The organism is Rhodoferax sp. OV413 (genome assembly GCF_945881795.1).
Taxonomy (GTDB): Bacteria; Pseudomonadota; Gammaproteobacteria; order Burkholderiales; family Burkholderiaceae_C; genus Allorhodoferax.
Map to the genome: position 1 here is coordinate 1 of NZ_CAMCVG010000066.1, position 11,843 is coordinate 11,843.

The 11,843-nt window shown below is 63.7% G+C and carries 9 protein-coding genes and 2 pseudogenes; 5 read left to right on the forward strand and 6 right to left on the reverse strand.

The window, feature by feature from the left end:
* Nucleotides 1–1,083: ATP-binding cassette domain-containing protein (locus Q0O05_RS08935; protein WP_293662236.1), on the forward strand; the 1,083-nt coding region annotated here is incomplete at its 5' end.
* Here Q0O05_RS08935 and Q0O05_RS08940 read toward each other — a convergent pair.
* The 6 genes from Q0O05_RS08940 to Q0O05_RS08965 form a co-directional block, all read right to left on the reverse strand.
* On the reverse strand, nt 1,080–2,303 hold the full coding sequence (locus tag Q0O05_RS08940; RefSeq protein ID WP_293662237.1) for a CaiB/BaiF CoA-transferase family protein: 1,224 nt from the start codon (nt 2,301–2,303) through the stop codon (nt 1,080–1,082). The two genes, Q0O05_RS08935 and Q0O05_RS08940, sit on opposite strands and share 4 nt — an antisense overlap.
* A gap of 40 nt (nt 2,304–2,343) precedes the next feature.
* The gene (locus Q0O05_RS08945) at nt 2,344–3,225 is read right to left on the reverse strand and encodes a hypothetical protein (protein WP_293662239.1); all 882 of its coding nucleotides are present in this window, start codon (nt 3,223–3,225) and stop codon (nt 2,344–2,346) included.
* Nucleotides 3,222–4,196, reverse strand: coding sequence for a response regulator (locus tag Q0O05_RS08950; RefSeq protein ID WP_293662240.1), 975 nt, complete (start codon nt 4,194–4,196; stop codon nt 3,222–3,224). Before Q0O05_RS08950 ends, Q0O05_RS08945 begins: the two co-directional genes overlap by 4 nt.
* An 8-nt stretch (nt 4,197–4,204) precedes the next feature.
* The gene (locus Q0O05_RS08955; protein WP_293662241.1) at nt 4,205–4,699 is read right to left on the reverse strand and encodes a hypothetical protein; all 495 of its coding nucleotides are present in this window, start codon (nt 4,697–4,699) and stop codon (nt 4,205–4,207) included.
* An 81-nt stretch (nt 4,700–4,780) separates the two neighbouring features.
* Nucleotides 4,781–5,977 carry an acyl-CoA dehydrogenase gene (locus tag Q0O05_RS08960; RefSeq protein WP_293662242.1) on the reverse strand — a complete coding sequence of 399 codons (1,197 nt, stop codon included), beginning with the start codon at nt 5,975–5,977 and terminating at the stop codon, nt 4,781–4,783.
* Between the two features lie 55 nt (nt 5,978–6,032).
* Nucleotides 6,033–7,070 (reverse strand): hypothetical protein, encoded by a 1,038-nt coding sequence (locus Q0O05_RS08965; protein ID WP_293662243.1) that lies wholly within the window; start codon nt 7,068–7,070, stop codon nt 6,033–6,035.
* A gap of 225 nt (nt 7,071–7,295) precedes the next feature.
* Here Q0O05_RS08965 and Q0O05_RS08970 point away from each other — a divergent pair, with 225 nt between their 5' ends.
* The 4 genes and pseudogenes from Q0O05_RS08970 to Q0O05_RS08985 form a co-directional block, all read left to right on the forward strand.
* On the forward strand, nt 7,296–8,648 hold the full coding sequence (locus Q0O05_RS08970; protein WP_293662245.1) for an NAD(P)-dependent oxidoreductase: 1,353 nt from the start codon (nt 7,296–7,298) through the stop codon (nt 8,646–8,648).
* Between the two features lie 27 nt (nt 8,649–8,675).
* Nucleotides 8,676–9,983 carry an NAD-dependent dihydropyrimidine dehydrogenase subunit PreA gene (preA, locus tag Q0O05_RS08975; protein ID WP_293662247.1) on the forward strand — a complete coding sequence of 436 codons (1,308 nt, stop codon included), beginning with the start codon at nt 8,676–8,678 and terminating at the stop codon, nt 9,981–9,983.
* Nucleotides 9,984–10,070: 87 nt separating this feature from the next.
* A pseudogene (gene hydA, locus Q0O05_RS08980) lies at nt 10,071–11,513 on the forward strand (dihydropyrimidinase).
* Between the two features lie 10 nt (nt 11,514–11,523).
* Nucleotides 11,524–11,843, forward strand: a pseudogene (locus Q0O05_RS08985) (Zn-dependent hydrolase); the annotation flags it as partial.

Genomic DNA, 11,843 nt, shown 5'->3' on the forward strand with positions numbered 1-11,843 from the left:
GTGAACAGCGGCGACAAGAGCGGCAAGCTGGTGTCCGAGATGGTGCATGTGAGCAAGACCTTTGGCGAGCGCGTCATCGTCAGGGACTTCAGCGCCACCATTTTGCGCGGCGACAAAATCGGCCTGCTCGGCCCCAACGGCGCGGGCAAGACCACGCTGCTCAAACTCATTTTGGGCGAGCACACGCCCGACCCGGCCCCCGCCAATGCGCCCAAGCCGGAGCCGGGCCACAGCCCCTGGGGCACGGTGCGACTGGGCGCCAATGTGACAGTGGCCTACTTCGACCAGATGCGCAACGCGCTGGACCTGGACGCCACGCTGGAAGACTTCATCAGCCCCGGCTCGGAGTGGATCGAAATCGGCAACCAGAAGAAGCACGTCAAGAGCTATCTGGGGGACTTTTTGTTCTCTCCCGCCCGCGCTACTTCCCCGGTGCGGTCTTTGAGCGGCGGCGAGCGCAACCGCCTGCTGCTGGCCCGCCTGTTTGCCCGCCCGGCCAACGTACTGGTGCTCGACGAGCCGACCAACGACCTCGACATCGACACCCTGGAGCTGCTCGAAGACCTGCTGCAGAGCTACGACGGCACGGTGTTTCTGGTCAGCCACGACCGCACCTTCCTGGACAACGTGGTCACCAGCACGATTGCCTACGAGGGCGATGCGAAATGGCGTGAATATGAAGGCGGCGTGAGCGACTGGCTGATTCAGACCCAGCGCGCCAACGATATTGCCGCAGCCCAAGGCAAAACCGCCGCCAAGCCCTTTAACTACGAGCGCGAGCAGCTACAAAAACAGAAGCAGGCGGTGGCCCAGGTGGATGCCACCGCGCAGGCGGCCCCAGCGCCGGCCAAGACCCGCAAGCTCAGCTACAAAGAGCAGCGCGAGCTCGACGGCCTGCCCGCCGCCATTGCCGCCCTGGAAGCCGAGCAGCAAGACATTGCCCGCGCGCTGTCGGATGGCAAACTCTTTGCCTCGGACAACGCCCGCGCCATGGGTTTGAGCGCGCGCAACGCCGAGATTGACGAAGCCCTGTTGGCGGCGCTGGAGCGCTGGGAAGCGCTGGGGAAGCCCTCCGGCAGCTAAACCACGCCGCGGGACTGCAGCGCAGCAATCGCCTCAGCGCTCAGCCCCAGCTCGGCCAGCACTTCGACCGTGTGCTGCCCCAATGCGGGCGGCGACATGCGCATCTGCACCGGCGAGGCCGATAAGCGCAGCGGGCTGGCCACCGTTGCCACAGTGGCCTCATTGGCGGGCGATAGGACTTTTTTGAGCACCAAATTGCGGGCCTGCACCTGCGGGTCGGCAAAGGCGCGGGCCAGGGTGTTGATGGGGCCGCAAGGCACCGCCTTGTCTTCAAGCAGGGCAATCCATTCCGCAGTGCTGCGGCTGCGGGTGACTTCCATCATCTGCCCGACCAGGAGCGCGCGGTGCTCCACCCGGTGGGTGTTGGTGGCAAAGCGGGCATCCTGGGCCCAAGCGGGCCGGCCGGCGGCCTCGCAGAAGCGCGCAAACTGCCCGTCGTTGCCAATAGCCAGCAGCATCGCGCCATCCGAGGTGGGAAAGTCCTGATAAGGCACCAGGCTGGGGTGGGCATTGCCCATGCGCTGGGGCTCGCGGCCGGTGTTGAGAAAGCCGGCGCCCTGGTTGGCCAGCACGGCCATACCCACATCGAGCAGGGCCATGTCGATGTGCTGGCCTTCGCCGGTTCGGTGGCGCATCTCGACCGCGGCGAGGATGGCGCTGCAGGCGTAGATGCCGGTGAACACATCGGTAATGGCCACACCCGCGCGCTGCGGGCCGGCGCCCGGCTCGCCGTCGGGGTGGCCGGTGATGCTCATCATGCCGCTCATGGCCTGAATCATCAGGTCGTAGCCGGCGCGCTCGGCGTAGGGGCCGGTCTGGCCGAAGCCGGTGATCGAGCAGTAAATCAGGCGCGGGTTCAGCGCGTGCAGGCTGGCGTAGTCCAGGCCGTAACGGGCCAAGCCGCCGACCTTGAAGTTCTCCACCAGGATGTCGCTGTGCTGCGCCATCTGCCGCACCAGCGCCTGGCCTTCCGCGTGGCCGATATCGATAGTGATGGAGCGCTTGTTGCGGTTGCAGGTGGTGAAGTAGGTGGCGTCTGCGCCGGGCTGCCCGTCGGGGCCGGGCATGAAGGGCGGGCCCCAGTGGCGGGTGTCGTCGCCCTCTTTCGGTCGCTCCACCTTGATGACGTCCGCCCCCAGATCGGCCAGCATCTGGGTGCACCACGGCCCGGCGAGCACACGGGTCAGGTCCAGCACCTTGAGATGGGAGAGCGCGCTCATCGCAGGGGGCCGGGCAATGTCATAGAGATGCCGGTGCCGCCTAGAGCGGCTTGGGCGGGGGTGTGACCGAGTCGAGTTGCAGGAAACGCTCTTCGATGAAGCCTTTTTCATCGGCGTGGCGCTTGAATTCGTTTTCCATTTGCTCGATCTTGGCCAGGAGCGCCTTTTCTCGCGAGGCCAGCACATCGATCTGGTCGCGCTGATCACGCACCAGGTCGGCCTGGTCTATTTTGGGGCGGGCAAACTTCTGGGCGTTGATCTGGGCGCGCAGCTCATCGATCTGGAAGGCGTTTTCTTCGGCGTGTTTTTCTGCCGCCTTGGCGCGCTCGCGGGCCTTTTTCAGGCGCGCTTCGAGCTCGCTCACGTGGTGCGTCATGTTGTCGAGCACGCTTTGCTTGATCTCGGAGTTGCTGCTGAGCTCTTCGCGCATGTCGTCGCTGCTGTTGGCAATGTCTTTGAGGCGCAGCTGGGTCTGCTCGATCTGCTCCTGCAGCTGGTGGTTCTTGGCGAGGGCGGTATTGAGCTCGGCCTGCAGCTTGGCGCGCAGGTCTTCGGCATCCTGCTCGCTCATCTCGTGCGAATGGCCATCGGCAGAGCGGGTACCTGATGTGGCATTGGCAGCGTTGCGGTTGACTTGATCGATCAGGTTTTTCACCTGAAAGGCGAGCTGCTGCACCGCTCGGCCGCTGGCGCTTTCGCGCACCACGTTGTTCTCGCCGATGCGGTCAATCTCATGCACCGCGCGCTTGGCGGCGTTCTGCAGCTGCTTGCCTGCGTCCATCGCCAGGCTCGCGGCTTTCAGCATTTCGGCGCGGGTTTGGGCAGAGGCATTCAAGATGCGCATCAGCACAAACAGCGACACCACCATGAACGCCAGATTGCTGACGAACAGGAAGCCATAGGCAATGTTGATCCAGTTCATACCGTCATGACAAAAAATGCCATCCGGCCTTCGCCGTAGCCGGGGATGGAGAGGCGGAAGTCCGAGCGCTGACCGGGCTTGGCCAACACTTCGGACAGCTTAGCGAAGGTGTTCTTGACGACGCTGGTTTTGGCCAAGGTAATGTTCATGCCCTCGACTGGCGCCGAGTCGGTCAGGCCTGCGGCTGCAGCGCGCAGGAACTCGTGGGCCTTGTCCATCATCAGGCCGTCAATCGTGCCGGTGCCCATGACGGCCCGCACATCCTGCGGCGACATGCGCGCCGCGCCGCCGCCCACCATGCAGACCGCGTTGGAGTCCATCACGGCAATCGCATAGACGCCCTTGCTGTCTTTGGCGGCGTACAGGCCCAGAAAGTTGTTGGTGGTGAGCTTGTCCATCGTCATGCGCTCGTTCGGAATCAGCCGGAAGGGCAGGTTGCCCAGGCGGTCAACGAGCAGCAGCTGCAGCGTGGTGTAGGGGATCGGGTCGTCGGTCTTTTTCGCCGTTTCGTCCTCGGGCGGCAGGGGCGCGGGGTCGGCCGTGGCAATGGCGCCGCCCGACTGAGTGACCAGGTCCTTGACCGCATTGCTCACCACGCTCACCAGTTCCGCGTCTTCGAAGGGCTTGTGCAAGATAAACAGCGCGCCATTGCTCATGGCTTCTTCGAGCAACGCCGGCGTGCGCTCGGTTGTCACAAAGCCCACCCGCACATGGCCGTGGCCCATCTGGCGCAGTGCCTGCACCATCTCCAGGCCGGAGACACGGGGCATGTGCCAGTCGGTGATGATCAGGTCGGGCTTGAAGGTCGGCACGATGTCGATGGCCTGCTCGCCGTCGAGCGCGGTTTCAATCTCAATAGGCGCATAGCCGCACCGCATGATGCCGCGCTTCACGATGGCCTGGATGGCCCGGCTATCGTCCACCACCAGAAAGCGAAGTGGTTTGGCAAGTTGCATGGGTTCTGTAGACATAGTTCAGCTCAATTCGACCGGTTAAAGGGGTTGTACACCATGACATGGCTGGCGGCGTCGGGGCTGACGCCCTGGTAGAGCGCGATGACCTCGCTGCTGTCGGAAATCTGCGCGTAGTCGGGCGCTGCGGCATGAAAGGGCAGGCCGATCTGCACATCGGAGACGCCGCCGATGTGCAGGGCAATGCTGTCGGAAAAGATATTGCAGACTTCGGCGCAGGCGTCCTGCAGTTCGGCGTCGCCCAGCTCCTGCGGTTCCAGGCCAAACATGTGCACCGCAATGGCCACCGCATCCGCCCGGTCAATCACCACCCCGATACCGCCTTGCTGGGGCGCACCGACCACCTGCAAGGGCATGAAATAGCTGTAATCAGAATACGGCACGGTCGTCTCCAAGTCCTGGGTGTGGATGAACGATCGTTCTGCCCCGGACAGGAAGGACCATGCCTTCGCCAAACCCGAAGCAATGGCCTGGAAATCCGGTGATGCGAGGTCTTCTGTCATCGATCAGCGACGATTGTGTTTCTGGAATATTTCCCGTGGGTGACATTTTGCACACGCATCATGACGGGTTACCCCCAGAGATCAGTTGGAAAACGCCGCAATACCAGTCTGCGCGCGCCCAAGAATCAGGGCGTGGATGTCGTGGGTGCCTTCATAGGTGTTGACCACCTCCAGGTTCACCAGGTGGCGCGCCACGCCGAACTCGTCGCTCATCCCGTTGCCGCCCATCATGTCGCGCGCCATGCGGGCGATGTCCAGCGCCTTGCCACAGGAGTTGCGCTTGAGGATGGAGGTGATTTCGACCGCGGCGCTGCCCTCGTCTTTCATGCGGCCCAGTCGCAGGCAGCCCTGCAGGCCCAGCGCAATCTCGGTTTGCATGTCGGCGAGTTTTTTCTGAATGAGCTGGTTGGCCGCCAGCGGACGGCCGAATTGCTGGCGGTCCAGGGTGTACTGGCGGGAGCGCAGCCAGCAGTCTTCGGCGGCGCCCAACGCGCCCCAGGCGATGCCGTAACGGGCGCTGTTGAGGCAGGTGAACGGGCCCTTGAGCCCGCGCACTTCGGGGAATGCGTTGTCTTCGGGGCAGAACACGCCTTCCATGACGATTTCGCCGGTGACGCTGGCGCGCAAGCCCACCTTACCGTGGATAGCGGGGGCGGAGAGGCCGGCCATGCCTTTGTCCAGCACAAATCCGCGGATAGGGCCGACTGCGCCGCCCTCGCTCACCTCTTTGGCCCACACCACAAACACATCGGCCAGGGGGCTGTTGCTGATCCACATCTTGCTGCCGGTCAGCCGGTAGCCGCCGCTCCCCTTGTGCGCGCGGGTAAGCATGCTTTGGGGGTCGGAGCCGTGGTCGGGCTCGGTGAGGCCGAAGCAGCCTATCCATTCGCCAGTGGCGAGTTTGGGCAGGTATTTCTGGCGCTGGGCTTCGGTGCCGAACTCGAGGATGGGCAGCATGACCAGAGAGCTTTGCACGCTCATCATGCTGCGGTATCCGCTGTCCACGCGCTCCACCTCGCGGGCAATCAGGCCATAGGCCACATAACTCAGGCCGGGGCCGCCATAGGTCTCTGGAATGGTGGGGCCCAGCAGACCCAGCGCACCCATTTCGCGAAAGATGGCGACATCGGTAGTGCCGTCCCGAAAAGCCTGGGTGACCCGGGGCTGCAACTTGTTTTGGCAATAGGCGGCTGCAGCATCGCGCACCATGCGCTCGTCGTCAGCGAGCTGGCGCTCGAGCAAAAAAGGGTCCTGCCAATTGAACGCTGTGCTTGTCATGCGGGGCTCCGTCTGGGATATCGCTACCGGAGTGTGCAGCGAAACCGCAAAGATATCAGGGCTGGCGCACCATGACCGGCTGCACATGAAACAGGTGCGGCGTGCCGGGCTCAACCCGCACCTTCACCCAGTGCAGATGCGGGCTGCCAAAGGTTTCGATGCGGGTGAAGTTGGGCAGCATTTTGTGGGGGCTGTAGAGGGGCTTGTCGATCTTGAAAGCATGGGTGTCGCCGTGCACAAACAGCACCTGACCACTGAACTGCTCGGTCTGTCGGACCACCGCCGCCATGAAGTTGCGGTAACCGCTGTACTGGGGCTGCAGGCTCTCGTCTTCGGCATAGGTTTCCGGGATGTCGAAGCCCGGGTCACCCTGTATCACCAGCACCACGCCCTCGGCCCGCGCGGCTTTGGCCTTGGCAAAGCTGGCCTGCAGCCACTCGATGTTGGCTGCGTCGCGCTCCAGGTATTCTGCGTTGGCAGCATCGCACTGTGCCGCTTTGCGCACGCTCTTGGTGCTGCATTCGCTGGCGCTCAGGACGACATTGTTATTGCTGCCCGGCACGTTCAGGCCCACAAACATCACCGCGCCCTTTTGGAAGCGGGTGTTTTCTGCAAACTTCTCGCCGGGCTTGCCTTGGTGTTCCAGCGGCATCGTGGTCTGACCGAGGCTCTCGAGCGTGGGGAACATCACACGTCGCAGATAGGCCAGGCGCTCCAGCGTGTCGTAGCCGCCGTTGTTGGTGCGGTGGCAATCGGTCCACTCGTTGTCTCCGGGCACATACACCAGCGGTTTTTTCATGCTGCCGAACATCGCGAGGGCAGTGCTGAAGCTCGCATCGGTGCACTCGGAGCTGCCGTCTTTGAAGTCGCCGTCGTAGATCGAGAACGCGATGTCGGACGCATTGAGGCTGTCGATCACCGCAGGCAGCTTGGCATAGTCGCCATTGCGCTGATACGGCATATCGCCCCAGAGTCCGAAGCTGTAGCTCGCTGGGGGGTCGGCGTCGCGCGCGCCGGAATACGAACCGGGCGCGGTGGCACAGGCAGTCAGGCTGGCAGCCAGGGCCAGAGCGGTGATGAGGCGGATGGGCATCTAGAGCTCCCTGAGGTTTTTGGTTAAACGTAGCGCCCACAGGTTCGTAGCGCAGGCTGGTGAATATCCCGCCTTGAGACGACACCGGGGTGACAAAGTCACAACGGGGCGCAGGCGACGAGCGGTGCCCTTTATGGTGCAAACCCCTAGTTACAGCGTGGCACGTCGATTGCTAGCATGCTGCTTATGACTTGACCAAACGGTCAGTTTCAAGGAGTTGCCAGCGTGTCACACCCCTCTTCGTCTTCACCGGACATCCGCAGCGGACGCCTCAGCCCCGCAGAATACGCGGCGCGTTTTGCCGATGCCACCCCCAGACTGAGCACCTCACAGGCCCTGCTGGAAGCGGAGCGATGCTTGTATTGCTATGACGCCCCCTGCGCCACCGCCTGCCCCACCAGCATCGATGTGCCGTCCTTTATCAAGCGCATTGCAGACGGCAACCTGCGGGGCAGCGCGCGCACCATTTTGGAAAGCAACCCCCTGGGCGGCATGTGTGCACGCGTCTGCCCGACCGAGAACCTGTGCGAGGCGGTGTGTGTGCGTAATACGCAGGAAGACCGGCCGGTGGCCATAGGCCGCCTGCAGCGCCATGCGGTCGACGCGCTGATGGAGAGCAGCCAACCGCACATCTTTACCCGCGCCCCTGCCACCGGAAAAAGGGTGGCAGTGGTGGGCGCCGGACCTGCCGGTCTGGCCTGCGCCCACGGACTCGCACGCCGGGGCCATGAAGTGGAAATACTCGACGCCCGACCCAAGCCCGGCGGGCTGAACGAATACGGCCTGGCCAGTTACAAGACCCCGGACAACTTCGCGCAGCGCGAAGTGCAGTGGCTGCTGGACATTGGCGGCATCACCATTCACTCCGGCTGGAAGTTGGAGACCGCAGAGCAATTGGCTGCTTTGCAGCGCGACTACGGGGCCGTTTTCCTGGGCATGGGCCTGGCCACCACCCAGGCACTGGGCGTAGCGGGTGAGAGCCTGCAAGGCGTGCAGGACGCGGTGGACTTCATTGCAGAGCTGCGCCAGACGGCCGACCTGTCCACCCTGCCGGTAGGCCGGCGCGTGGTTGTGATTGGCGGCGGCATGACAGCGGTGGACGCTGCGGTGCAAAGCAAGCTGCTGGGCGCCGAAGAGGTGCACATCGTTTACCGGCGCGGGCCCGAGAGCCTGTCCGCCTCGTTGGATGAGCAGCAATGGGCGCAAACCAACGGCGTCACCATCCACCACTGGCTGGCGCCGGTCGAAGTGCTGGGCGAGGGCGGCAGCGCAACCGGCGTTGTGTTTGCGCGGCAAGCCATGGTGAACGGTGCGCTCACCCCCACCGGTGAGACCACCACACTGGCTGCCGACATGGTGCTCAAGGCGATAGGCCAGAAGCTGGGCAACCCGGTGCTGGCGGACGCGGGGCTCGTGCTCTCGGGCGGCAAGATTGCCACCGACGCCGACGGCGCCACCAACCTTCCCGGCGTGTGGGCCGGCGGCGACTGCCGCGCAGGCGGCCAAGATCTCACCGTCGAGGCGGTGGAGCACGGCAAGCGCTCTGCCCAGGCCATCCACGCCTTCCTCAGCGCCTGAGCGCTGCCCCCATTCCCGGAGACACACATGGCCAATCTGGAAACCAACTTTGTCGGCATCAAGAGCCCCAACCCCTTCTGGCTGGCGTCAGCCCCGCCCACCGACAAGGCCTACAACGTCAACCGCGCCTTTGAGGCCGGCTGGGGCGGGGTAGTCTGGAAGACACTCGGCGAAGCGGGGCCGCCCATCGTCAACGTGAGCGGCCCGCGATACGGCGCGCTGCTCTCGGGCGACCGGCGGCTTTTGGGCTTGAACAACATCGAGCTCATCACCGACCGCGACCTGGAAGTCAACCTGCGCGAGATCGCCGAGGTCAAGCGCAACTGGGCCGACCGCGCGATGGTGGTGTCGCTCATGGTGCCCTGCCAGGAAGAGAGCTGGAAGGCCATCCTGCCGCGCGTGGAAGACACCGGCGCCGACGCCATCGAACTCAATTTCGGCTGCCCGCACGGCATGAGCGAGCGTGGCATGGGCGCAGCCGTGGGTCAGGTGCCGGAATACATCGAAATGGTCACCGCCTGGTGCAAGCAGTACAGCAAGATGCCGGTGATCGTGAAGCTCACCCCCAACATCACCGACATCCGCAAGCCCGCGCAGGCGGCCAAGCGCGGCGGTGCCGATGCGGTGTCCCTCATCAACACCATCAGCTCCATCATGGGCGTGGACCCCTACACCCTGACCATGTCGCCTTCCACCGGCGGCATGGGCAGCCACGGCGGCTACTGCGGCCCCGCCGTCAAGCCCATCGCGCTGAACATGGTGGCTGAAATCGCCCGCGACCCGGCCACTGCCGGTCTGCCCATCAGCGGCATCGGCGGCATCGGCACCTGGCGCGACGCGCTGGACTACATTGCGCTGGGCTCGGGCACGGTGCAGGTGTGTACCGCGGCCATGGTCTACGGCTTTAAGATCGTGCAAGAGATGGAGAGCGGCCTGTCCAACTACATGGACGAGATGGGCTTCAAACGCGTAAGCGATATCGTGGGCAAGGCGCTGCCCACCGTGACCGACTGGCGCTTTATCAACCTGAACCGCATCAGCAAGGCGGTGATCAACCAGGACAGCTGCATCCAGTGCGGGCGCTGCCACATTGCCTGCGAAGACACCAGCCACCAGGCCATCACATTCGAGAAAAATGGCAAGCGCCACTTTGAGGTCAAGGATGACGAGTGCGTGGGCTGCAACCTGTGCGTCAACGTGTGCCCGGTGGATGACTGCATCACCATGCGCGACCTGCCGGTGGGCGAGGTGGACGCGCGAACCGGCAGGACCGTGGTCCACACCCACGCCGACTGGACTACCCACCCCAACAACCCGATGCGGGCTGCCGCTTAAGGCACTGGGCGGAACGAGTTTTTTACGTCAAATCAGCCGCAAGCGCCCAATAAATATGCGCCAGCAGCTATCTATTTAGGAGCAAGCATGAGTACTCTCTTCATCCGTGGCGGCACCGTAGTCAACGCAGACCGCGCCTTTCTGGCAGATGTCATTACCCAGGACGGCAAGATCGTCGAGGTAGGCCAGAACCTTGCCGCTCCGGCCAGCGCCACGCTGGTGGATGCCGGCGGCCAGTATGTGATGCCCGGCGGTATCGACCCGCACACCCACATGCAGCTGCCGTTCATGGGCACGGTGACCATGGACGACTTCTTCACCGGCACCGCAGCCGGTCTGGCGGGCGGCAACACCACCATCATCGACTTCGTGATTCCCGACCCGCAGGAAAACATTCTGGACGCCTACAAGAAGTGGCGCGGCTGGGCCGAGAAATCAGCGTCTGATTACTCCTTCCACGTCGCCATCACTTGGTGGAGCGAGCAGGTGCGCAAAGACATGGGCACGCTGGTCAACGACGAAGGCGTCAACAGCTTCAAGCACTTCATGGCCTACAAAAACGCCATCATGTGCGACGACGAAACCCTGGTGAACAGCTTCAAGCGTTCCTTGGAACTGGGCGCCATGCCCACCGTGCACGCCGAGAACGGCGAACTGGTCTACCTGCTGCAAAAAACTGTTTCTGAGATGGGCATCAAAGGACCAGAAGGCCATCCGCTGTCCCGCCCACCCATGGTGGAGGCCGAAGCCGCCAATCGCGCGATTGCGATTGCCGACGTGCTGAACGTGCCCATTTACGTGGTGCACGTGAGCTGTGTGGAAGCGGCCGAAGCCATTGCCCGCGCCCGCGCGCGCGGGCAGCGGGTGTATGGCGAGGTCTTAGCCGGCCACTTGGTGCTGGACGACAGCGTCTACCGCCACCCGGACTTTGCCACCGCGGCAGCCCACGTGATGAGCCCGCCCTTCCGCCCCAAAGGCAATAGCGAGTTCCTGTGGCGCGGCCTGCAAAGCGGCAACCTGCACACCACCGCCACGGACCACTGCACCTTCTGCGCGGCGCAAAAGGCTGCAGGCAAAGACGACTTCACCAAAATCCCGAACGGCTGCGGCGGCGTGGAAGAGCGTTTGGCGGTCATCTGGGACGAAGGCGTGAACACCGGGCGCTTGACGCCTTCCGAGTTTGTGGCGGTCACGTCAGCCAACACCGCCAAACTGTTCAATATCTACCCGCAAAAGGGCAGCGTGAGTGTGGGCGCCGATGCCGATCTGGTGGTCTGGGACCCGGCAGGCTCCAAGACCTTGTCGGTCAAAACGCAGTTCAGCAAGGGTGACTTCAACATTTTTGAGGGCCGCACGGTCAAGGGCATCCCTAGCCACACCGTGAGCCAGGGCGAGCTGGTCTAGGTGCAAGGCGACCTGCGCGCAGTGCAGGGCAAGGGCCGCTACATCAAGCGTGCACCTTTCAGCTCCAACTTTGCCGCCAGCAAACTGCGCGCCGATACCTTGGCCCCCACCGCCGTCAAGCGCTAAAGGAAGCACCATGACTACCGACACCCACATCGACACCGTGCTCGACATCTCCAACATCCGCATCAACGGCGATCGCCTCTGGGCCTCGCTGATGGAGCTGGCACAAATCGGCGCCACACCCAAAGGCGGAGTTTGCCGCTTGACGCTGACCGACCTGGACAAACAAGGTCGCGACTTGGTCACCCGCTGGGCGCGCGAAGCCGGCATGACCGTCACCATTGACAAAATCGGCAACGGCTTCATGCGCCGGCCCGGGCGCAACAACAGCCTGCCGCCCATCATGACGGGCAGCCACATCGACACCCAGCCCACCGGCGGCAAGTTCGATGG

Coding starts and splice junctions, on each gene's coding strand:
- Q0O05_RS08940 (WP_293662237.1), bottom strand. CDS start 2,303: ATGAGCGCGCTCTCCCATCTCAAGGTGCTGGACCTGACCCGTGTGCTC.
- Q0O05_RS08945 (WP_293662239.1), bottom strand. CDS start 3,225: ATGAACTGGATCAACATTGCCTATGGCTTCCTGTTCGTCAGCAATCTG.
- Q0O05_RS08950 (WP_293662240.1), bottom strand. CDS start 4,196: ATGTCTACAGAACCCATGCAACTTGCCAAACCACTTCGCTTTCTGGTG.
- Q0O05_RS08955 (WP_293662241.1), bottom strand. CDS start 4,699: ATGACAGAAGACCTCGCATCACCGGATTTCCAGGCCATTGCTTCGGGT.
- Q0O05_RS08960 (WP_293662242.1), bottom strand. CDS start 5,977: ATGACAAGCACAGCGTTCAATTGGCAGGACCCTTTTTTGCTCGAGCGC.
- Q0O05_RS08965 (WP_293662243.1), bottom strand. CDS start 7,070: ATGCCCATCCGCCTCATCACCGCTCTGGCCCTGGCTGCCAGCCTGACT.
- preA (WP_293662247.1), top strand. CDS start 8,676: ATGGCCAATCTGGAAACCAACTTTGTCGGCATCAAGAGCCCCAACCCC.